This window comes from Patulibacter ginsengiterrae, from assembly GCF_056269115.1.
In genome coordinates, this window is record NZ_JBWDOG010000012.1 from 20,870 (window position 1) to 42,840 (window position 21,971).

Below are 21,971 nucleotides of genomic sequence, written 5' to 3' on the forward strand. Positions count from 1 at the left end.
GCGATGGACGTGAATCTGCTCGAGGCGCTGGCGCTGATCGCGTTCGGCTTCCTGACCGGCACCCTCTCGGGGCTGCTGGGGGTCGGCGGCGGGATCTTCATCGTCCCGTTCCTGGTCCTGATCTTCGGGATGGTCCAGCAGGACGCCCAGGCGACCTCGCTGCTGGTGGTGCTGCCGACGGCGATCGTCGCCAGCCAGCGGCTGAACAAGCAGGGCGTCGGCGACCTCCGCGGGGGCCTCGTGATGGGCCTGTTCGGGATCGTCGGCAGCGTCGTCAGCACGCTGCTGGCGCTCCAGCTCTCCGGCGCGACGCTGCAGGTGCTGTTCGCGATCCTGCTCGTGATCGTCGGCGTCAAGCTGCTGCGCGACGGGCTCAAGCAGCCCGAGGAGGCACACTCGTGAGCACCCCCACGACGACCGGCGCGGTCGACGTCCCGATGCCGCTGCTCTCCGACGCGATGGAGGAGGGCACCGTGCTGGCCTGGCTGAAGGCCGACGGCGACGCCGTCGCCCGCGGCGACGAGCTGGTCGAGATCGAGACCGACAAGGCGACGATGGTCCACGAGGCCGAGGCCGACGGGGTCCTGCGGATCGTGGCCGAGGCCGGCGACACGCTCGCGGTCGGCGCGCTGATCGCGCGGATCGAGGGCGGCGCGGGTGGCTCGGCCGCGGCCCCGGCGGGCTCCGGCGGCGACGCGCCCCCGGCCACCGGCGCGGCGACGAACGGGACGGAGGCCGGCGCCGCGAGCGCGGGTGGTCCCGCCCCGACGGCCGCGGTCGCGAGCACGACGGTGGCGGCGGCCAACGCCGCCCCCGCCGGATCGGCCGCGGTGCCGCCGCTGTCCGCCGCCGACGCCGCGATCCCGGCCTCGCCGCTCGCCCGGCGGCTGGCGGCCGCGCTCGGGATCCCGCTGGTCGGGCTCGCCGGTCGCGGGCCCGGTGGCCGCGTCACCGCCGGCGACGTCCGGGACGAGGCCGGCCTGACCGTGGCGGCCGGGCCGGTGCCGAGCGCGCCGGCCGGGGTCTCGGCCTCGCCCGTCGCCCGCCGGATGGCGGCCCGGGCCGGCGTCGACCTGACGACCCTCCGGGGCAGCGGCCCGCGTGGCCGGATCGTCAAGCTCGACGTGCAGGCGGCGATCGACGCCGCGCTGGCGGCCACGCCGGCACCGGTCGTCGCGGCGTCCGCTCCGTCGGTCGCCGCGGGCGCCCCGGAGTCGGCGAAGGGCACGACCACCGTCGTCGCTCCCTCGCGGGCCCAGCAGGTCGTCGCGCGGCGGATGGACGAGGCGAAGTCGACCGTCCCCGAGTTCACCGTCAGCAGCGACGTCGACATGGGCGCCTGCGTCGAGCTGCGCGGCCGGCTCAAGCGGCTGGCCGAGGAGGGGGCGAGCGTGCCGTCCTACAACGACATGGTCATCAAGGCGGTCGCGCTCGCCCTGCGGGAGCACCCGCGGGTCAACGGCGCCTACCGCGAGGGCGCGTTCGAGCTCTACTCGCGGGTCAACGTCGGCGTCGCGGTGGCGGCCGGTGACGGCCTGGTCGTGCCGACGGTCTTCGACGCCGACCGGACCCCGCTGGCGGAGATCGCGACCCGCGGCCGCGAGCTGATCGAGGCGGTCCGGACCGGGCGGATCACTCCGGCCGAGCTGGGCGGCGGGACCTTCACCGTCTCCAACCTGGGGATGTTCGGGGTCACGCACTTCACCGCGGTCCTCAACGTCCCGCAGGCGGCGATCCTCGCCGTCGGCGCGCTCGAGCCGCGGCCGGTCGTGCGCGACGGCGCACTGGTCGCCGGCCACGCGATGAGCCTGACCCTGACCTGCGACCACCGGATCATCTACGGCGCCGACGCCGCCCGGTTCCTTGCGCGGGTCCGTCAGCTGCTCGAGGAGCCGCTGGCGCTGCTGGTCTGAGCGGAGAGCCTCCCGGGCACCGTTGCGGCGGCGGTGCCCCGGAGCCGGCCGGCGTCCGACGGCTGCACGATCTGCTCGATGCGTCTGACGGCCTCCGCGACAGGCGGGAGCCGCGCGTTCGCTTCTGCGAGCCGACGCGCCGCCAGCGCGTAGCTTGGGGCGTCGAGCACCGTGGTCACCGCCCGTGCGATGTCCGTGGGTGTCGCCGTGCTCGCGTCGAGGGCGACGCCGACGCCGAGCTCCACACAGCGGGCGGCGTTGGCCGGCTGATCCGCACCCATCGGCAGACAGACGACGGGTACTCCGCGTGCGAGCGCGCCCGTGACCGTGCCCGAACCGCCGTGGCAGACGACAGCGGCGCACTGCTCCAGCAGGCGCTCCTGGTCTGCCCACGTCACGACGTGGACCGACGGCGGCTGAGGACCAAGATCGATCGGGCGGCGCCCCCGACCGACGGCGCCAACCACCCGGACCGGAAGCTTGGAGACCCCGGTGAGGACCCGGTCGAACAGGTCTCCTGACTCGGTGTTGAAGATGGTCCCGAGCGTTGCGTAGACCAGCGGCGGAGCCGCACCGTGACGGACGAGCCCGTCTCCGGCCGCGATCGCCGGAGACGAGCGGTATCCGAAGCCCACGCCGACGTCCGCACGGCGGAACGCCGGGAAGGGGCTCAGCACCAGGTGTCGCCTCAGCATCTCGAGCCCGGGGTCGGCAGACAGGCCGTGGGCCGCTCGCAGCCGTCCCAGGGGTGCACCGATCGTCTCGCGGTCGGCGAACCCGCCTGCGGCGATGACCACGACGCTGGCGTGCGGAAGGCCGCACCGCTCGGCGGCGACCGCTGCGCCGAAGTCCATCTCGTCCCATACGAGGACGTCGGGCTGAAGACGGCGGCAGATCGAGACGAGGGCTGCCGCCCGGGCCGAAGCGGCCGTGCCCGCGAACCAGTCACGGACGACCGCCTGCTCCCGCAGCTCGTCGATCGGCATGAGCTCGCGGTGATGGGGGCGCACGTCGGGGCCGGACGGCGCGTAGGCGAACGGAGCGGCAGCGTCACGCAGCGCTGGAGCGCCGCTCACCGTGACCTCGTGACCGGCGGCCACCGCCGCGCGCGCGAGCGGCAGCAGCGGGCGGAGGTGGCCCTCCCCGCCAGTGAACGTGAACAGGATCCGCACCGAGAGAATGTCGCTGTCCACGCTGCACGGTGTCAAGCCGCTCGGGGCCGCCTCCACGGGCATGGCGAACGGCCGGCGGAGAGCGACAGGTGTGACCAGGCCGGTCTCCGACCCCCCCCCCGCGATGAGGGGCCGGAGGCCAGGCTTGGTCGTGGGCGCAACGCCTACCGCAGCCGGAGCTTGCGCAGCACGTTCACGTGCCGCTGCTCGACGCCGGTCACGAAGTACGTCCGCACGATCAGCTTCGCCTTCGGGTGACGGGCGAGGAGCGCGCGGCCGTGACCGCTGATCCGGAACGTGATCCGGGAGCTGCCGGCCTTCGTGGCGGTCCACTTCGCGCTGCCGATCGCCGTGGTCCGTCGCGACGCGCCGCTGCCGGTCCGGACGCTCAGGCCGTAGGTCGCGCGCCCGGCCTCGGGCACGCTGTCGGTGAACGTCAGCCGGCGGCGGTCGCGGCTGAGGCGGACGTTCCTGGGCGGCTTGGCGAGCGCGGCCCGGACGACCTTGGTCGTCAGCGGATCACGCGCCAGCGTCGGGGTCGGAACGGGCAGCGGCGCCGGTAGCGTCTCGGCCGGCGGGGTCGGGACCACGACCGGCGGCGTCACCGGCGGCTCCGCCGGGCGGGCATCGCGGGCGAACGCGTAGCCGGCCGGGAGGATCTTCGCCGCCGGCTCCCGGACCAGGCCGCCCAGCGCCCCGGGCGTCTCGATCGTCGGCAGCCGCAGCTCCAGCCCCGAGACCGTGATCGGCTGCTGGCCGGTGGCCGGCAGCACGTAGGGCGCGTCCTGGCCGAGCAGCTCGAGCTTGACCACGTGGCCGGCGGCCACGGCGTAGGCCTGCGGGAACAGCTGGAAGACCTGGCGCGTGGGCCCCTGGCCGACTCCGGTCGGGCGGTAGACCCCGCGGGCGATCAGCTTCTCGGTCCCGGCGACCGGGTCGACGTCGTAGAGCCGGCTGATCAGGGCGTCGTTGGCGCCGGCGACGGTCAGGTCGGCGACGACCGTCGGCGAGCCGGCGATCGTGAAGCCGGCGGACGGCGCCGGGTCGGTGGTGTAGACCGCCGCCCCGTTGGTCGGGGCGGCTGGCCCCTCGCTGCAGACGTTCGTGGTCGGCGTCTGGAACGAGGTCGCCGGGGCGCTGCTCGGGCTGACCGTCTTGGTCGCGTCGTCGCGGACACGGATCTCGCCCGGGGCGAGCGAGGCCCAGTTCTTCGCGTGGTAGCGGGTGCCGGCCGCGGGGGTGGTCCCGGTGCAGGCGCTGGTCAGGACGTCGACGCCACCCTCGGCGTCGGCCGGCACGTCGCCGTTGCCCTTCACGTAGTGGTCGAACCAGGCGTTCTCGGCCGCGACCAGCTGGAGGTAGTCGGTCGGTGCCGTGCCGCCGCCGCGCGGCGAGTGCCCGAAGCCGAGGTGGAACATCGTGATCGGCGCGTCCGGGTGGGCGGTGCGGACCCGGTTGTAGAAGCGGATCGCCTCGTCGACCGGGAACAGGTCGTCGTTCCAGCCGTTCGAGAGCAGTGTCGGCGCGGGCGCGGTGCGGTCGTCGGTGTACGCCGCGCCGTGGTTGGGGAACTCGGCGATCTGCTGGTCGACGAGCGGGTTGCCGTCGTAGGGGCCGCCGGTGTCGTTGACGCCCTTCCAGGCGGTGATGTTGGAGGTCGGGTCGGGGAAGCCGGGGCCGGAGACCGGCGCGTAGTAGCCCGGCCTGGGCGCCGCCGGCGTAGAGCTGGCCGGTGAAGAGCTGCTTCTCGATCCCGAAGCGGCGGTCGCCGCCGGGGCCGACGTAGGGGTTCTCGGCCGCATAGTCGAGCGTGCTGCCGTTCGGCTGCAGCGACGAGAGCAGGTCGGACCAGCCGTACTCCGGGGCCGCGGCGGCGATCCGCATCGGCGTGCCGTTCGGGCTCTTCCACGGGATCAGCGTGCCGCCGGGCAGCTGGACGCGGTCCTTCAGCGCGGCGAGCTGGAGCGACATCCCGCCGCCGTAGCTGCCGCCGTTGGCGCCGATCCGCTGGGGGTCGATCACGCCCTGGTCGGCGAGCAGGCCGAGCAGGTACTGGGCGTCGCGGACCTCGTAGGCGTTGCTCATCAGGTGGATGTAGCCCTTGGCGCACGACGCGGGCTTCGCCGGGACGAACACCCCGCACGAGCCCCAGAAGCCGCGGTCGGTGATCGAGTAGACCGCGTAGCCCTGGGCCAGCCAGCGCTGGGCGGCGGTGTCGGTCGGCTTGATCTTGCTGCCGCCGTAGCCGTGGAAGAGGCCGACGACGGGGAAGCTCCCGTCGGGGCCGCTCGCGGGCGCGGGCGGCAGGGCGACCGAGACGTCGATCGGGGTGCCGTCCCAGCTGGCGACCGTCGAGAGGGTCGTCGGGGAGGTCGAGGCCCCGGAGCAGAACCGCTGCCCGTCGATTGGGCCGCCGCTCTGGACGGTGCAGCTGATCGGTGTCCCGGTGTCGCTGAACACCGCTGGCACCGTCGCGGCGGCGGCGGGGGCGAACGCCAGCGTGGTCGCCAACGCCGCCCCGAGGACCAGAACTCTTCGCATCTCGTGCTCCCTCGTCTGCGTGCCTCTCGGGCCGTTGCGAAACGCGTCCGACCCGGGACCGATGCGGCATCCTACGCCCGCCTCCGAACGGGTTGTCGGAACTTTCAGTTCGACCAATCGTTCGTCGAGGAACGGGCGGCGGGCGATGTGCTGGGGCCCTGGTAGACGGGGGTTTGGGCGTTTAGGTGGTGTTCGACGCGACGCGATCCGGGGGCGGTGGGGGCGGCCCGGAACGGCGTCCGGTGCGGCCGCTCGGGGCGGTCGCCGGTGTTCCCGGAGATTGCCCTGGCCAAACCGCTGGTCGGGCGGTAGGGTCACCGGTGTGCCGTACGCGGCATGCTGCATACCGCACACCGCTAGCCCTTCCGGAGGCTCTGGATGACCCAGTCGTTCCCCCAAGCGCAACCCACGACCACGGCCCCGACGGCGCCCGCGGAGACGGCGCTCTGGCACCCGTTCGCCGACATGGCCGCCGTCCGCGGCCACGAGTTCGTGGTCGACCGCGCCGAGGGCGTCTGGGTCTATGACCGCGCCGGGCAGCCCTACCTCGACGCGACCGCCAGCCTCTGGTGCGTCAACGTCGGCCACGGCCGGCCCGAGATCGGTGCCGCGATCGCCCGCCAGCTGGCGCGGCTGGACAGCTTCTCGACCTTCGGCGACTACGCCAACGGCCCCGCGGGCGAGCTGGCCGACCGGCTGGCCGCGGTCGCGCCGGTCGACGACGCGCGGATCCTGCTCGGCAGCGGCGGCGGCGACGGGATCGACACCGCCGCGCGGCTCGCCCGGCAGTACTTCCACGCCGTCGGCCAGCCCGAGCGGACCCACCTGATCGCGCGCCGCGAGGCCTACCACGGGACCCACGGCTGGGGCATCAGCCTGGCCGGGATCGCGGCCAACCGCAGCGGCAACGGCCCCGCGATCGGCGACGTCTCGCACGTGCCGCACGACGACGCCGAGGCGCTCGAAGCCGAGCTGCTGCGGGTCGGCCCGGAGCGGGTCGCCGCCTTCTTCTGCGAGCCGGTGATCGGGGCCGGGGGCGTCCATCCGCCCACGGCGGGGTACCTCGAGCGGGTCGCCGAGATCTGCCGCCGCCACGGCGTGCTGTTCGTCGTCGACGCCGTGATCTGCGGCTTCGGCCGGCTCGGGACCTGGTTCGGGATCGACCGCTGGGACGTCCGCCCCGACATGGTCGTCTTCGCCAAGGGCGTCACCAGCGGCTACCTGCCGCTCGGCGGCGTCGCCGTCTCCGGGACCGTCGCCGCGCCGTTCTGGGACGAGCCGGGACGGGCCTTCCGCCACGGCGCGACCTACGCCGGCCACCCGGTCTGCTGCGCCGCGGCGCTGGCCAACCTCGACCTGCTGGAGCAGGACGGCCTGCTCGAGCGCGGACGCGAGCTGGAGGGACCGCTCGCCGCGCGACTGGAGACCCTCGCCGGCCACCCCGCCGTCGCCGGGATCCGGGCCGGGACCGGCCTGCTCGGCGCGGTCGAGCTGGCTCCCGAGCTGCTGGCCGAGCGGCCCGGCGCGGGCGCGATCGCGTTCGCCGCCGCACGCGAGGCCGGCGTGCTGCTGCGCCCGCTCGGCAGCTCGCTGGCCGTCTCGCCGCCGTTGACGATCTCGGACGCGGAGCTCGACACGATGCTCGACGGGATCCGCGCCGGACTCGACGAGGTCGCCTGATGCCCGCCGTCGAGACCGCCCTGCCGCTGCTGATCGGCGGCGAGTGGCGCGCGACCGGATCGGTCCTCGCCAGCTACGACCCGAGCCGCCCCGACCGGGTCGTCGGCCGTGTCGCCGTCGCCTCGGTCGCCGACGTCCGTGATGCCTTCGCCGCCGCCCGCGCCGCCGCCGATGGCTGGCGACGGACGCCCGGCCCGGCCCGCGGCGAGATCCTCTTCCGGGCCGCCGAGATCCTCGCCGGCCGTGCCGGCGAGCTGGCCGAGGAGCTCTCGCGTGAGGAGGGCAAGACCCTCCGCGAGGCCCGGGCCGAGCTCGCCCGCGGCGTCGCCGTGCTGCGCTTCCACGCCGGTGAGGCGTCGCGCCAGGGCGGCAGCGTCCACCCCAGCGGCACCCCCGACCGACTGCTCTACTCGGCCCGCGAGCCGCTCGGCGTGGTCGGCGTGATCACCCCGTGGAACTTCCCGATCGCGATCCCGCTGTGGAAGATCGCCCCGGCCCTCGCCCACGGCAACGCGGTCGTCTTCAAGCCGTCGGAGGTGACCCCGCTCGGCGGCTACCGGGTCGCCGAGGTCCTGACCGAGGCCGGCCTCCCGCCCGGCGTGCTCAACGTCGTCTGCGGCGACCCGAGCGAGATCGGCGGTGCCGTCAGCGGCGACCCCGAGCTCGACGGGCTCAGCTTCACCGGCTCGCTGCGGGTCGGCGACCTGCTCCGCCAGCGGGCGGCGGCGACGCGGACCAAGCTCCAGCTCGAGCTGGGCGGCAAGAACCCGGTGATCGTGCTCGACGACGCCGACCTCGACCAGGCGGTCGAGGAGACGATCAAGGGCGCGATGCACGCGACCGGGCAGAAGTGCACGGCGACCAGCCGCGTGCTGGTCACGCCCGGGATCGCCGACGCCTTCGTCGAGCGACTGGTCGCCGCCGCCGGTCGCCTGCGGGTCGGTGATCCGCTCGACCCCGCCGTCGACCTCGGGCCGCTCGTCAACGGCGCCCAGCACGCGCGGGTCGACGCGTACCTGGCGGTGGCCGCGAGCGAAGGTCACGAGCTGGCGCTCGGCGGCCCCCGCGAGCGGGCCGACGGCGACGGCTGGTACGTCACGCCGACGGTCTACCTCGACGTGCCGCCGGACTCGCGGATCGGGCAGGAGGAGATCTTCGGCCCGGTCGTCGCGGTGATGCCGGCCGACGACCTCGACGCCGCGCTGGCGATCGCCAACGACGTCGAGTTCGGCCTCTCGGCGTCCGTCTTCACGCGCGACATCGAGCGCGCCTGGCGGTTCATCCGCGAGATCCGCGCCGGGGTCGTCCACGTCAACTCGGAGACCACCGGCGCCGAGCCGCAGGTGCCGTTCGGCGGGGTCAAGGCGTCGAGCGCCGGCTACCGCGAGCAGGGCGAGGCGGCGGCGGAGTTCTTCACGCAGGTCAAGACCGTGTACGTCGACCCGCCCCGGTCGGCGTAGCGCACGGAACGAGCCCGGGGACATGGAGGAGAGAGACATGCAACCGACGGACAACGGCAAGCGATCCGGATCGCGATCGTTCCTGTTCACCCGCGACAAGGAGCTGAGCGCGGAGGCGGCGGAGGACTACGCGATCCGCAAGGTGCCGTACCACTGGAAGCGCTCACCGGCGAGCTTCGTGGTGCTCGTGTTCGGGCTGGTGACCTCGGTCTTCGCGTTCGCGCTGGGCGGGCAGGTCGCGCTCTCGTACGGGATGCCGACGCTCGTCTGGGCGCTCGTGATCGGGTTCCTGATCGGGGCTCCGCTGGCGGCGATCGTCGCCTGGCAGACCGCCAACTCGAGCATCGACAGCGACCTGCTCTCGCGCGGGGCCGGCTACGGCTTCATGGGCTCGACGGTGACCGCCGCGCTCTACGGCCTCAACTGGATCATGTACGCGGGCTTCGAGACCGCCTTCCTCGGGGCGGCGGTCCACGCCCAGTGGGCGGCGCCGCCGTTGTGGCTGCTGTACCTGGTCGCGGCGGTGATCCTGGTCCCGCTCAACTGGTACGGCGTCAGCCAGATGCACTGGATCCAGAAGTGGACGGTGCCGCTGTTCGTCGTCGGCCTGGTCTGGCTCCTGATCGCGGCGCTCGGCGAGCCCGCCGTCGACCTGCCCAGCGCGCCGGTCAGCGCCAAGACGCTGCTGCCGGCGCTCGCCGCGGTGCTCGGCAACGTGGCGATCTGGGTCCTGCTGGTCGGTGACTTCGCCCGCTTCGCCCGCAAGGAGGACCGCCGCCGGGTCGTCACGCTGACGGTGATCGTCGCGATGGGCGGGGAGTTCCTGCTGCTGGCGATGCTCGGCGGCCTGCTGGCCAAGCACACCGGCTCCGCCAACCCGGGCACCTACGCCGTCGGGCTGATGGGGATCCCCGGCCTGCTCTGGATCGTGGTCACCCAGATGCGGGTGCAGGAGGGCAACTACTACTCCGGCTCGCTCTCGCTGGTCAACTTCTCCGCGCGGGTCTTCCACTGGATGCCCGGCCGGCGGACGTTCGTGATCGTCGTGGCGGGCCTCGCCTTCCTGCTCGCGCAGCTGAAGATCGTCGACCACCTGACCCAGGTCCTGACGTTCATGGCGGTCTTCCTGTTCGCCTGGGTCGGGACGATGGTCTACAGCCTGCTCGGTCGCCGGCGGCTGCTCCAGACCGGCGAGGTCTGGGTCGAGCACCGCCGCGGCTACCTCCGCAACTGGGGCTGGCCCGCCGTCGCCGGACTCTTCGTCGGCAGCGCGGTCGGCCTGCCGCTGGCGCTCAGCGGCGACCCGCAGCCGTACGGCGGCTTCCTCGGGATCGTGCTCGCGTTCCTGATCGCCCCGGCGGTCTTCGCGGTGCTCGACAAGCTCTTCGTCAACGACCCGCAGTACCTGATCGCGCGGGTCCCCGAGCCCGACTGGCGCGATACCAACAACCGCACCGACCGCGAGCTGGAGGATCCGTCGATGCAGGTCGTCTGCGGGACCTGCGGCAGCACCGTGATGAAGCCCGACGCGCTGACCTGCCCGGTCACCCCCGGCGGCGTGATCTGCTCCGCCTGCTGCCAGTCGCACTCGACCTGCCGTGACGTCTGCAAGACCCCGGACGGCCTCCGGCAGCTCGCCGAGATGCAGGCGGCCGCGGCCGCCGACGACCCCACCAACGAGCGCCCGCTCGAGCGTGCGTAGGAGGATCTGATGACCACCACCCAGCCCACCCCGGCCGCGTCCGCCGCCCCCGCGGCGGACGACGGGACCTGCGTCGTCGCCGTCGACGTCGGCGGCACCTTCACCGACGTCTGCGTGCTCTCGTCGGGCGGCGGCCTGGCCGTCGCCAAGGTCCCGTCGACCCCGAGCGACCCGATGATCGGCGTGCTCAACGGGATCGAGCGCTCCGGGGTCGACCTCGGCCGCGTCTCGCTGATCTCGCACGGGACGACGGTCGCCACCAACGCCCTGATCACCCGTCGCTTCCCGCCCTCGGCGATGATCACGACCGCCGGCTTCCGGGACGTGATCGAGATCGGCCGCGGGACCCGCGACGACCTCTGGGACGCCTACAAGGACAACGCCAAGCCGTACGTCCGCCGCCGCGACCGGCTCGAGGTCGGCGAGCGCGTCGACTTCTCGGGCACGGTCCTCGAGCCGCTCGACGAGGACGGTGCGCGCGAGGTCGCGCGGGTCCTCCGCGAGCGCGAGATCCAGACGATCGCCGTCTGCTTCCTCAACTCGTTCGCCAACCCGGCCAACGAGCAGCGGATGCGGGAGATCCTCGAGCAGGAGCTGCCGGGGGTCCGGATCTCGCTCTCCAGCGACGTGCTGCCGGAGATCTTCGAGCACGAGCGGTTCTCGACCACGGTCGCCAACGCGGTCCTCTCGCCGCTGGTCGCCGACTACGTCAGCCGGCTCGGGACCTCGCTGAAGGACCGCGGCTACGCCGGCGACCTGGTGATCCTGCACTCCGGCGGCGGCGTGATGACCCCGCGCACGGTCGAGCGCTACGCCGTCCGGCTCGCCGCCTCCGGGCTCGCCGCGGGCGCGATCGCCAACCAGCACATCGCCGCGCTCTGCGGGCACCAGAACGCGATCGGGCTCGACGTCGGCGGCACCAGCACCGACATCTCGCTGGTCCACGACGGCGAGGTCCTGACCACCAAGGAGTGGTCGGTCGAGTACGGCTACCCGATCCGGTTCCCCTCGATCGAGGTCCTGACGGTCGGGGCCGGCGGCGGCTCGCTGGCCTGGATCGACGAGGCCGGGGCGCTCCGCAACGGCCCCCAGTCGGCGGGCGCCGACCCCGGGCCCGCGTGCTACGGCGGAGGCGGCGCGGAGCCGACCAACACCGACGCCAACGTCGTGCTCGGGCGGCTCGGGACCGAGCTGCTGGCCGGGGCGATGTCGCTCGACGGCGAGGCCGCCGCGACCGCCGTTCGCGAGCAGGTCGCCGAGCCGCTCGGGCTCGACGTCGTCGAGGCCGCCCAGGCGGTCCTCCAGGTCGCCAACGCGAACATGGCCGACGCGGTCCGGCTGATGTCGATCCGGCGCGGCTACGACCCGCGCGACTTCGCGCTGCTGGCGTTCGGCGGCGCCGGTCCGCTGCACGGCGCGGCGGTCGCCCAGGAGCTGGGGATCCCGACCGTCGTGGTCCCGCCCAACCCGGGCGTGACCTCGGCGTTCGGCTGCCTGCTGGTCGACGTCCGCCACGACTTCTCGGCGATGTTCGGTGGCGAGGCCGCGACCACCGACGTGGCCGCCGTCGAGCGCGACTTCCGTGCGCTGGAGGAGACCGCCCGCGAGCGGCTGCGGGCCGAGGGCGTGCCCGAGCACGACATCGTCCTGACCCGCTCGATCGACATGCGCTACCGCGGTCAGTGGCGGTCGCTGCCGGTGACCGTCGACGCCGAGCTGACCGGGCTCGACGCCGCCGTCGAGGAGTTCCACCGCGAGCACGAGCGCGAGCACGCCTTCCGCCACGACACGCCGGTCGAGCTCTACCAGCTGAACCTGCGCGCGGTCGGCCTGACGACCAAGCCCGAGCTGCCCCGTCACGAGCCGGTCGACGGCCCACCGCCGCCGCCCGACGCGCTCCGGGCCGTGGTCTGGGACGACAGCAGCGAGCGGGTCGAGACCCCGGTCTACCGTCGCGACCGGCTGCCGGCGGGAACCCGCCTGCTCGGCCCGACGATCATCGAACAGCTGGACTCCACCGTCGTCGTCCCCCCGGGAGTCCGGGTCGAGGTCGACGAGTGGCTCAACATCCGCATGCAGCTCCCGGAGGCCGACGATGCCCGCTAGCACCCCGTCCCGTCCGTACACCCTCGACCCCGTCACCTTCGAGGTCCTGAAGAACGCGTTCGGCACGCTCGTCGACCAGATGGGCGAGCAGATCCTGCGGACCTGCCACTCGTTCGTGATCTACAACCGCGACTTCTCCTCGGCGATCTGCGATCCCGAGGGGAACACGATCGCCCAGGGCAGCCAGGACCTCGCCTCGCACGTCGGGACCCTGCACCTGACCGCGAAGGCCGTGATCGAGGCGTTCGGCGACGACGTCCACGAGGGCGACGTCTTCATGATCAACGACCCCTACCTCGGGGGCACGCACTTCAGCGACGTGCGGCTGATCCGGCCGATCTTCGCCGACGGCCGGCTGATCGCCTACGCCCAGTCCGCCGGGCACTGGGCGGACATCGGCGGCGCGGTCCCGGGGTCGTTCGACACCGCCGCCAGCGACCACTTCGGCGAGGGCGTCCGGATCCCGCCGCTGCGGGTCGTCGACCGCGGCGTCACCCGCCACGACGTGGTCGCGCTGATCAGCTCCAACACCCGCGTGCCCGAGGACGTCGAGGGCGACATGCGGGCGCAGATCGCCGCGACCGCCGTCGCCGAGCGCGAGCTCCACCGGCTCTGCGCCAAGTACGGGCGCGAGACGGTCGTGACCGGCTTCGCCGAGGTCCAGGACTACGTCGAGCGGATGGCCCGCAAGCGGATCGCCGAGCTGCCCGACGGGACCTGGGAGGCGGTCGACCATATCGACCAGGACCCGGCCGGCGAGGAGGGCCTGATCCCGATCCACGTCAAGCTGACGATCGACGGCGACCAGCTCCACTACGACCTCTCGGGCTCGCACGGGGTGATCGGGACGATCCTCAACGCCGGCTTCGGCGGGACCTTCTCGGCGGTGACCGCGGGGACCAAGACGTTCTTCCCCGAGATCCCGCTGAACTCCGGCTTCTACCGCGCGGTGACCGTCGACTACGGCGACGAGCCGAGCGTCGTCAACGCGGCCTGGCCGGCGTCGGTCACCGGCTTCTGCGCCGGGGTCTACGAGAAGGTGATGAACGCGACCTTCCTGCTCTGGTCGGAGCTGATGCCCGAGCGGGCGATGGCCTGCTCGTTCAACCTCGAGTACCTGCTGGTCGGCGGCCACGACGGCCGGACCGTCGATCGGCCCGTGTTCATGTGGTACGACTGGATGGCCGGCGGCTGGGGCGGTCGCAACGGCAAGGACGGCCACACCGCGACGGCACCGGTCTTCGGCGTCGGGCTCGCGGTCCAGCCGGTCGAGGGCCAGGAGCGGCTGACTCCGGTCGTCACCACCAACCACGCGATCATCGCCGACTCCGGCGGTCCCGGACGCTGGCGCGGGGGCTGTGGGGTCGAGAAGGGCGGGACCCTGACCGCCGTCGCCGACGCGGTGATGTCGTACTGCTGCGACCGTGCGCGCTCGGTGCCGTGGGGGATCGAGGGCGGCCTGCCGTCGATGCCGCACGGGGTCTGGCTGACCCGCGAGGGCGGCGAGCCGGAGTTCCTCGGCGCGCAGTTCTCGAACCTGCCGGTCAGCGACGGCGACCACTTCACCCGGCCCTCTGCCGGCGGCGGCGGCTTCGGGGATCCCCTGACCCGCGCCGTCGCGGATGTCGTGGAGGACGTCGTCGACGAGTACGTGACGGTCGAGCGGGCCGCCCGCGACTACGGCGTCGTGCTGCGGCTGGTCAACGCGGACCGGGCCGAGTACGAGGTCGACGAGCCGGCGACGGCGGCGCTGCGGGCGGAGATCGCCGCCGCCCGCCGCGGCTGGCTGAGCGAGGACGCCGCCGGCGTCGCCGCGCGCTACCGCTCGGGCGAGCTCGACCTGCTCGACGTCGTGCGCCGCTACGCGGTGATCCTCGACTGGGGCAGCGGCGAGCTGCTGGAGCAGACGACCCGCACCTACCGGGCCCTGATCGGCGAGCGCGCCGCGGCGGCGTGGGGGGATCCGGCATGAGCGCCGGGGCCGCCCGGCCGTTGGAGGGGGTCCGCGTGCTCGACTTCACGCGGATCCTCTCGGGGCCGTACTGCACGCTGCTGCTGAGCGACCTCGGCGCCGACGTGATCAAGGTCGAGCGACCGGGGGTCGGCGACGACACCCGCCACTGGGGCCCGCCGTACCTCGACGAGCAGGCGGCGGTCTCGACCTACTTCGCGGCGATGAACCGCGGCAAGCGCAGCATTGAGCTCGACCTCGCCGGCGAGCAGGGGCGGGCGCTGCTCGACCGGCTCGTCGCGGAGGTCGACGTGGTGATCGAGAACTTCCGGCCCGAGGCCGCCGAGCAGCTCGGGCTCTCGCACGAGCGGCTGGCGGCGATCAACCCGGCGATCGTCACCTGCTCGGTCTCCGGCTACGGGCGGACCGGCCCCTACGCGGGGCTGGCCGGGACCGAGATCGTGGTCGAGGCGATGTCGGGGCTGATGGACATCACCGGTCCGGCCGAGGGCGAGCCGGTCCGGATGGGGATCGCGATGGTTGACATCGCGACCGGTCTGACCGCCGCGACCCGGATCACCGCGGCGCTGCTCCAGGCCCGCAGCTCCGGGGTCGGGGCGTCGGTCGACGTCTCGCTCTACGGGACCGCGATCGGGGCGCTGGGGACGCTGGTCACCAACTACTCGGCGACGGGCGAGCAGCCGCGGCGGTGGGGGTCGCACCACCCGACGATCGCCCCCTACGGTGGCTTCGCCTGCGCCGACGGGCACCTGATCACGGGGGTCATCAACGACGCCCGCTGGCGGCCGTTCTGCGTCGCGATCGAGCTGCCGGCGCTCGCCGACCGGCCCGAGTTCGCGACCAACGCGCTGCGGGTCGGGCACCGCGAGGAGCTGGAGGCGGCGATCACCGCCCAGACCGCGACCCGGCCGGTCGCCCACTGGCTCGAGCGACTCCAGGCGGCGGGCCTGCTGGCCGCGCCGATCCGGCGGGTCGGGGACGCCGTCGACGATCCGGTCACCCGCGAGATGGGCCTGTTCGTCGAGATCGAGGGCCATCCCGGGGTGCTCTCGCCGCGGCTCGACGGGGTCGCCCACGAGGGCGGCCCGCAGGCCGTTCCGCGACTCGGCGAGCACCAGGACGCGGTGCTGGCCGAGCTGCTGGGTGAGGTCAGCGTTGGGTGAGGTCAGCGCTCGCGCGTGAGCAGCGTCGTCAGCTGGGCGCCGCGCTCGGTCTCGACCTGCGCGGGCCAGCCGTCGGCGGCGTTGCGCCGCAGGGTGCGGGTGGTCAGACGGGCGAGCGCGGGGTTGGCGGCCGGCGCCTTCGCGGTCTCGCGGGCGAGCGCGACGACCTCGTCGGCCGGGGCGTGGGCCCAGGCCAGGCCGAGCTCGACGGCGCGCTGACCGTCGATTGCCTGGTCGAAGAGGCCGATCGCGGCCGCCGCGTTGCTGCCGGCCCGGCGCCGCAGCAGGTGCAGGTGGCCGCCACCCGGGTGGATCCCGATCCGGGCGAAGCCGGAGATCAGCGGCGCGTCGCTGGCGGCGATCGTGACGTCAGCGGCGAGCGCGAGGTTGAGTCCCGCGCCGACCGCCGCCCCGTTGACCGCGGCGATCGTGGGGACCTCGGCGGTGCCGAGCACGAGGAACAGGTCGTAGATCGCCTCGAGCTCACGGCGGGCCGCGTCGTCGGCCGGGTCGCCCGCGCGCTGGAGCACCGAGCGGACGGCGCCGGCGCAGAAGGCGGGGGCGGTGCCGGTGAGCACGATCGCGCCGACCTCGGGCGTCGCGCTGGCGGTCCGGATCGCCGCCGCGCAGGCGAGCGCACTCTCGCCGTCGAGCGCGTTGCGTCGCTCGGGGGCGTTGAGGGTGATCGTGGCGATGCCGTCGGCGACCTCGGTCTCGATGCTCATGGTATGCAGTATACTGGGCGCATGTCGATCCCCCAGGAGGCGGCCGTGGCGCCGGTGCAGAGCGAGCGCGTCGGCGACGTGCTGGTCGTGACGCTGGCCCGGCCGGAGGCCCGCAACGCGCTCTCGCCCGAGCTGATGCGGGCGCTCGCCGACGCGCTCGAGGCGGCCGACGCCGATCCCGGGATCGGCTGCGTCGTGCTCACCGGCGGCGACGAGATCTTCGCCGCGGGGGCCGACCTCAAGTGGATGCGCGACCAGGGCCGCGAGGGCCTGCTGCGGTTCGGGGCCGGCGACTGGCCGCGGGTCCGCGCGATCGAGGTCCCGCTGATCGCCGCCGTCTCCGGTCTCGCGCTTGGCGGCGGCTGCGAGCTGGCCCTGACCTGCGACATGATCGTCGCCTCCGAGACCGCCTCGTTCGGGCAGCCGGAGATCCTGCTCGGCCTGATCCCCGGGGCCGGCGGCACCCAGCGCCTGAGCCACCTGCTCGGGCGTCAGCGGGCGACCGAGCTGGTCCTGACCGGCCGCCGGGTCGACGCCGCCGAGGCGCTGGCGATCGGGCTCGTGAACCGGGTCGTGCCGGTCGCGCGGCTGCGCGAGGAGGCGCTGGAGCTGGCGGCCGAGATCGCGAAGCGTCCACGGCTCGCCGCGCGGCTGGCCAAGCGGGCGGTGCGGGCAGCCGAGCGGATGCCGTTCGACGCCGGGATCGAGTACGAGCGGCGGCTGTTCGAGCAGGCGCGCGCGACCGACGACTGCGCCGAGGGGATCGAGGCCTTCCTCGCCAAGCGGCGCCCGCAGTTCGCGTCCGTCCGGGGGGCCGGGAAGGATTCCGCGGACCAGTGATGCGCGTGAGCACGACGAGAAGCGGCCGGCGATGACCGGCGTGGCGGACAGCGCGGCGACCGGCCGGGCGACTCGCCGGGCGGACCGCCTGGCGGCTGGCCGGGCGGAGCGCGTCCGATGACCAGCGCGGCGGCAGGCCGCGGGGCCGGCGGCAGTGCCCGTCCGGTCCGGGTCACGCTCGCGGAGCAGACCGCGCAGATCCTGCGTGAGCGGATCGTCTGGGGCGAGCTGCCGCCGGAGTCGTGGCTGGTCGAGAACGAGATCGCCCGCGACCTCGGCGTCAGCCGGACCCCTGTCCGCGAGGCGCTGCAGCGGCTGGAGACCGACGGGCTCGTGGTCCGTCAGGGCACCAGCCTGCTGGTCGCCCCGTTCGACCAGGGCGTCGCGGTCGAGACCCTGATCATGCGCGAGCTGCTCGAGCCGTTCGCGGCCTGCGAGAGCGTCCAGCGGATGGAGGCCGACGACGTCGCGCGGCTGCGGGCGGTGCTGGCGGAGATGGAGGCCGGCCTCGACGACCCGGCCCAGAGCCCCAAGCGCGGCGCCCAGCTCAACATCGAGTTCCACAACCTGCTCAACTCGCGCTGCCCGTACCGGCGGATCGTCGAGTCGATCCAGGTCGCGCGCGACGCCTACTCGGCCCTGCGTCTCTACTCGTCGTACTCGGCCGAGGACCTTCGCCGCGTCCACGACGAGCACGTCGAGATCGTCGAGGCGACCGCCGCCGCCGCGGGCGACGCGAAGGCGGCCGAGCGCGTCGGCGACCTGATCCGCGAGCACATGAAGGCCGCGCGCGAGGCGCTGATCCGGAACACCGCGCCGGGCTGACGCGGGGGCCTGGGTCGTCGTCGGCGGCTCGGGCGGTTTCGGCCGGGCGGGGCCGGGGCGGGTCGGGCGAGGTCGGCCGGGCGGGCGGGCGAGGTCGGTCCGGGCGAGGTTGGGCGAGGTTGGCGGGGCGAGGCGAGGCGGGCCGGAGGGCGCCTGATGCGGATAGTGGGTCGTATAGGCCCTAAATCCGCATCAGGCGCCCGGCGACTGATGCGGATCTACCGTCGTATAGGCCCCAAATCCGCATCAGTCGGCCTCGCCCGAGGAGCTGATGCGGAATACCGTTCCCCGGGAACGCCAAGCTGCATCAGCCCCGCGCCGCCCCGCCCGACTTGCGGCGCCGCCGACCGCCCACCGCCGACCGCCGCGCCGCTACCCGCCGCGCGCCCACCCGCCCCTCGCGCCACGGCTCGTCCTTGCCGCGACCGCCGCCGCTTGCGACGATGGCCGCAGTTCGACCTCGACGAGCAGCCTCGCCGGGCACCCGCGAAGGAGCCACACGATGCACGACTACGGACGACCGCTGGCCTTCGGGATCTCGGTGATCCCCGAGGCGAGTCGGATCGACGCGATCCGCGCCGAGGTCCGTGCCGCCGATCGCGCGGGCCTCGACCTGGTCGGGATCCAGGATCACCCGTACCAGCGGCGGTTCCTCGACACCTTCGCGCTGCTCGCGAGCCTGGCGACCGAGACCGACCGGATCCACCTGTTCCCCGACGTGGCGAACCTGCCGCTGCGGCCGGCGCCGCTGCTGGCGAAGGCGGCGGCCTCGATCGACGTGATCAGCGGCGGGCGGTTCGAGCTCGGCCTCGGGGCGGGGGCGTTCTGGGACGCGATCGTGGCGATGGGCGGCGAGCGGAAGACGCCGAAGCAGTCGGTCGACGCGCTCGAGGAGGCGTTGATCGTGATGCAGACGATCTGGGCCGCCGAGGGATCGGCCAACGTCGAGGGCGAGCACTACCGGCTGCACGGGCACCAGCCGGGGCCGAAGCCCCCGCACGAGATCGCGATCTGGCTCGGTGCGCAGGGCCCGCGGATGCTGCGGATCCTCGGCCGCCACGCCGACGGCTGGATCCCGTCGCGCTCGTGGATGCCGCCCGAGAAGCTGCCGGAGCTCCACCAGCGGATCGACGACGCTGCGAACGGCGCGGACCGCGATCCGGCCGACATCCGGCGGCTCTACAACATCAGCGGCACGATCACCGACGGCACGACCGGCGACGACGTGCTCCAGGGCCCCGCGAGCCAGTGGGTCGACGCGCTGAGCATGTGGGTGCTCGAGTCCGGTGTCGACACCTTCGTCTTCTGGCCCGACGACCCCTCGACGGTCCAGATCGAGCGGTTCGCCCACGAGGTCGCCCCGGCGGTCCGGGAGCGGGTGGCGGCGGCGCGGGGGTAGGACGCTCGCTACTGGCACCGCCCACGCGCACCGCTACTTGCGCCGCCCACGCGCACCGCTACTCGCGCCGCCCGCTCGCGCCGCCCACGCGCGCCGGGGGCTCGCACCGCCCGCTCGCGCCGGGGTGCGCGCCGCCATCCCGGCCGGGACTCACCCGCCTCAGGCCGGGATCCGGACGGCCTCGGGGACCACATCCTGTGTGGGCTCGGTCGAAGGGAAGCCGTGCCGGCGAGCGGACCAGACGACCAGCAGCGCAGCCAGCGCGAACGCGAGCGCCACCCACGGCAGGGACCGCGGACCGGCGCTGTCGACGACGGCCCCGCCGAGCAGGGCCCCGATCGCGATCGCGACGTTCCAGACCGTGACGACCATCGATTGGGCGACGTCGGCGGTCGGGCCGGCGGCGTTCGCCGAGGCGGCCTGGAAGAACGTCCCGGCGCCGCCGAAGGCGAGACCCCAGCCGGCGGCTGCGAGCAGCGCCATCGGGAAGCTCGAGCCGGCGGTGCCGAGCAGCAGCAGGGAGCCGGCGAACAGCGCCGTCGCGGCGAGCACCAGCGTGCGCAGGCGGTGATCGACGTGGCGGGCGGCGAGCGCGACGCCCGCGAGCGAGACGAAGCCGAAGACGAACAGGACCAGGCTGACGCGATCGGCGTTGCCGTCGAGCTCCAGCAGCGGCGCGATGTAGGTGTAGAGGAGGTTGTGGGCGAGCACGAAGGCGCCTGTCGCGAGCAGGACCGGCGCGAGTCCGGGGAGCGCGAGGACCCGGCGGATCGGCAGACGGCGGTCTCCGGCCTCGCCCGGGAACGGCGGGACGGTGCGCAGCAACCACGCGATCAGCACGAGCGCGGCAGCGCTCATGGCGCCGAAGGCGACGCGCCAGTCGGAGAGCTGCCCGAGCAGCGTGGCCGCCGGGATGCCGGCCGACAGGGCGACGGGCGCGCCGGCCATGGCGACGGCGAGCGCGCGTCCCTTGGCCTCCGGCGCGACCATCCGCATCGCGTAGCCGGCGAGCAGCGCCCACAACAGTCCCGCGGCGACGCCGGCCACCAGCCGGGCGGCGATCGTCAGCGCGTAGTCGTGCGAGAGCGTGGTGACGGCATTGGCGACGGCGAAGCCGAGGATCGTGCCGATCAGCAGCCTGCGCCGGGGCACGCCGCGGGTCAGGGCGGTCAGGGGGATCGCGGTGATCGCCGAGCCGACCGCGTAGACGGTGACGAGCATTCCGATCCGGGCCTCGGAGACGCCGAGGTCGGCGCTCATCTCCGGCAGCAGGCCGGCCGGCAGCGCTTCGGTCAGGATCGTGATGAACGCGGCGGCGGCGAGCGCGATCAGGCCTGGGAGCGGGAGCCGTCCCGCTTGCCGGGGCGACGGCGCGGGGGACGGACGCTCCGCTCGCGGGAGCGGGGCTTCGAGGGGCGAGTGGTCCATGACGCTATGGTCAGCCCTCACATCGGTGTGAAGGTCAAGGAGGCCGGATGTGCGGTGCGTCACATGAGGATCGGTGAGCTGGCGGAGGCGACCGGCGTGTCGCGGCGGTTGCTGCGCTACTACGAGGAGCAGCGGCTGATCGCCCCGGGGCGCGACGCCAACGGCTACCGCGACTACTGCGCGGAGGCCGTCGATCTGATCGCGCAGATCCGCGGGCTGCTCGACGCGGGCCTGCCGACCGCCATCATCCGCGACATGCTGCCCTGCCTCGACCGCCCCGAGGCGCTGCATCCGCCGTACGTGGACCCGGAGATGATGGATCGGCTGCGGCGCGAGCGCGACGCGATGGCCCGCCGCGTGCAGTGCCTGACGCGGAACCGCGACGCGATCGACGCGTACCTCGCGGCGGCGGTCGTCCGCGACGGGACGGCCGGCTGAGCGACCACCCCCGGCCGGCACGACGCCGTTTTTCACCCCACGAGCGGCCGTCTGCGCAAGGATCACCGCATGCATCCCTTCCGCGCGGCCGTCGAGGCCCAGGACTTCGAGGCCATCCACGCGATGCTGGCCGAGGACGTCGTCTTCCACAGCCCGGTCGCCTTCAAGCCCTACCAGGGGCGGGACCTCGTCTCGGGGATCCTGCTCGGGGTCTCGCGGGTCTTCGAGGACTTCCGCTACGAGGTCGAGATCGGTGCCGAGGACGCGGACGACCACGCGCTCGTCTTCGCGGCCCGGGTCAACGACCTCGACCTCCAGGGCGTCGACTTCCTGCACACCCGCGAGGACGGCCTGATCGACCGGTTCACCGTGATGGTCCGTCCGCTCTCGGCGGCCAAGGCGCTGGCCGAGCGGATGGCGGTCGAGTTCGCCGCCGTCCAGCAGGAGCTGCAGGGCGACGCGGGGGCCTGAGCCCTCGGGTGGGCCGCTGGGCGCGCAGCGGGCGACCGATGCGGATTGCCGTTGCCGGCGAACGGCATGCTGCATCGGGGTGGGGACGGCTGGGGACTGATGCGGATTGCCGTTGCCCGCGAACGGCAATCCGCCC

The 21,971-nt window shown here is 73.9% G+C and carries 18 protein-coding genes and 1 pseudogene; 14 read left to right on the forward strand and 5 right to left on the reverse strand.

Annotated elements, in window-relative coordinates; genetic code table 11:
* Positions 1-3 precede the first annotated feature (3 nt).
* The gene (locus ACVUH9_RS15510; RefSeq protein WP_475758476.1) at positions 4-402 is read left to right on the forward strand and encodes a TSUP family transporter; all 399 of its coding nucleotides are present in this window, start codon (positions 4-6) and stop codon (positions 400-402) included.
* The gene (locus ACVUH9_RS15515) at positions 399-1,913 is read left to right on the forward strand and encodes a 2-oxo acid dehydrogenase subunit E2 (RefSeq protein ID WP_475758478.1); all 1,515 of its coding nucleotides are present in this window, start codon (positions 399-401) and stop codon (positions 1,911-1,913) included. The genes ACVUH9_RS15510 and ACVUH9_RS15515 overlap by 4 nt, the downstream gene beginning before the upstream one ends.
* On the opposite strand, the gene ACVUH9_RS15520 is transcribed toward ACVUH9_RS15515, so the two are convergent.
* Both ACVUH9_RS15520 and ACVUH9_RS15525 read right to left on the reverse strand, forming a co-directional pair.
* The gene (locus ACVUH9_RS15520) at positions 1,877-3,106 is read right to left on the reverse strand and encodes a glycosyltransferase (protein ID WP_475758480.1); all 1,230 of its coding nucleotides are present in this window, start codon (positions 3,104-3,106) and stop codon (positions 1,877-1,879) included. The genes ACVUH9_RS15515 and ACVUH9_RS15520 overlap by 37 nt on opposite strands.
* 143 nt (positions 3,107-3,249) lie before the next feature.
* Complete coding sequence (locus ACVUH9_RS15525; RefSeq protein WP_475758482.1) at positions 3,250-4,887, reverse strand: CocE/NonD family hydrolase C-terminal non-catalytic domain-containing protein; 1,638 nt, start codon at positions 4,885-4,887, stop codon at positions 3,250-3,252.
* 8 nt (positions 4,888-4,895) lie between these two features.
* On the opposite strand from ACVUH9_RS15525, the gene ACVUH9_RS15530 reads away from it, so the two are divergent.
* The gene (locus ACVUH9_RS15530; protein WP_475758484.1) at positions 4,896-5,069 is read left to right on the forward strand and encodes a hypothetical protein; all 174 of its coding nucleotides are present in this window, start codon (positions 4,896-4,898) and stop codon (positions 5,067-5,069) included.
* 8 nt (positions 5,070-5,077) lie between these two features.
* On the opposite strand, the pseudogene ACVUH9_RS15535 reads toward ACVUH9_RS15530, so the two are convergent.
* Positions 5,078-5,971, reverse strand: a pseudogene (locus ACVUH9_RS15535) (alpha/beta hydrolase family protein); the annotation flags it as partial.
* 33 nt (positions 5,972-6,004) lie between these two features.
* Between ACVUH9_RS15535 and ACVUH9_RS15540 the strand changes: the two are divergent.
* Genes ACVUH9_RS15540 through ACVUH9_RS15565 form a run of 6 tightly spaced genes read left to right on the forward strand, consistent with a single transcriptional unit; the run spans position 6,005 to position 15,709 of the window.
* Positions 6,005-7,306, forward strand: coding sequence for an aminotransferase family protein (locus tag ACVUH9_RS15540; protein WP_475758486.1), 1,302 nt, complete (start codon positions 6,005-6,007; stop codon positions 7,304-7,306).
* Positions 7,306-8,766, forward strand: a complete 1,461-nt coding sequence (locus ACVUH9_RS15545) for an aldehyde dehydrogenase family protein (RefSeq protein WP_475758488.1) — start codon at positions 7,306-7,308, stop codon at positions 8,764-8,766. The genes ACVUH9_RS15540 and ACVUH9_RS15545 overlap by 1 nt, the downstream gene beginning before the upstream one ends.
* 37 nt (positions 8,767-8,803) lie before the next feature.
* On the forward strand, positions 8,804-10,468 hold the full coding sequence (locus tag ACVUH9_RS15550; protein WP_475758490.1) for a purine-cytosine permease family protein: 1,665 nt from the start codon (positions 8,804-8,806) through the stop codon (positions 10,466-10,468).
* 9 nt (positions 10,469-10,477) lie between these two features.
* Positions 10,478-12,574, forward strand: coding sequence for a hydantoinase/oxoprolinase family protein (locus tag ACVUH9_RS15555; protein ID WP_475758491.1), 2,097 nt, complete (start codon positions 10,478-10,480; stop codon positions 12,572-12,574).
* The gene (locus tag ACVUH9_RS15560; protein WP_475758493.1) at positions 12,564-14,546 is read left to right on the forward strand and encodes a hydantoinase B/oxoprolinase family protein; all 1,983 of its coding nucleotides are present in this window, start codon (positions 12,564-12,566) and stop codon (positions 14,544-14,546) included. Before ACVUH9_RS15555 ends, ACVUH9_RS15560 begins: the two co-directional genes overlap by 11 nt.
* Complete coding sequence (locus ACVUH9_RS15565) at positions 14,543-15,709, forward strand: CaiB/BaiF CoA transferase family protein (protein WP_475758495.1); 1,167 nt, start codon at positions 14,543-14,545, stop codon at positions 15,707-15,709. The genes ACVUH9_RS15560 and ACVUH9_RS15565 overlap by 4 nt, the downstream gene beginning before the upstream one ends.
* 2 nt (positions 15,710-15,711) lie before the next feature.
* On the opposite strand, the gene ACVUH9_RS15570 is transcribed toward ACVUH9_RS15565, so the two are convergent.
* The gene (locus ACVUH9_RS15570; protein ID WP_475758497.1) at positions 15,712-16,434 is read right to left on the reverse strand and encodes an enoyl-CoA hydratase-related protein; all 723 of its coding nucleotides are present in this window, start codon (positions 16,432-16,434) and stop codon (positions 15,712-15,714) included.
* 21 nt (positions 16,435-16,455) lie between these two features.
* Between ACVUH9_RS15570 and ACVUH9_RS15575 the strand changes: the two genes are divergently transcribed.
* From ACVUH9_RS15575 to ACVUH9_RS15585, 3 genes are all read left to right on the forward strand, one after another.
* Positions 16,456-17,274: an enoyl-CoA hydratase/isomerase family protein gene (locus ACVUH9_RS15575; RefSeq protein ID WP_475758499.1), complete on the forward strand. Its 819-nt coding sequence runs from the start codon at positions 16,456-16,458 to the stop codon at positions 17,272-17,274.
* 117 nt (positions 17,275-17,391) lie between these two features.
* Positions 17,392-18,099, forward strand: coding sequence for a GntR family transcriptional regulator (locus ACVUH9_RS15580; RefSeq protein ID WP_475758501.1), 708 nt, complete (start codon positions 17,392-17,394; stop codon positions 18,097-18,099).
* Positions 18,100-18,601: 502 nt separating this feature from the next.
* Positions 18,602-19,498: an LLM class flavin-dependent oxidoreductase gene (locus ACVUH9_RS15585; RefSeq protein ID WP_475758503.1), complete on the forward strand. Its 897-nt coding sequence runs from the start codon at positions 18,602-18,604 to the stop codon at positions 19,496-19,498.
* 159 nt (positions 19,499-19,657) lie between these two features.
* Here the strand turns inward: ACVUH9_RS15585 and ACVUH9_RS15590 are convergent, their stop codons facing one another.
* Complete coding sequence (locus ACVUH9_RS15590) at positions 19,658-20,926, reverse strand: MFS transporter (RefSeq protein WP_475758505.1); 1,269 nt, start codon at positions 20,924-20,926, stop codon at positions 19,658-19,660.
* Positions 20,927-20,989: 63 nt separating this feature from the next.
* Here ACVUH9_RS15590 and ACVUH9_RS15595 point away from each other — a divergent pair, with 63 nt between their 5' ends.
* Positions 20,990-21,364 carry a MerR family transcriptional regulator gene (locus ACVUH9_RS15595; RefSeq protein WP_475758506.1) on the forward strand — a complete coding sequence of 125 codons (375 nt, stop codon included), beginning with the start codon at positions 20,990-20,992 and terminating at the stop codon, positions 21,362-21,364.
* A 69-nt stretch (positions 21,365-21,433) separates the two neighbouring features.
* Positions 21,434-21,835, forward strand: a complete 402-nt coding sequence (locus ACVUH9_RS15600) for a nuclear transport factor 2 family protein (RefSeq protein WP_475758508.1) — start codon at positions 21,434-21,436, stop codon at positions 21,833-21,835.
* The last annotated feature ends 136 nt before the right edge of the window (positions 21,836-21,971 follow it).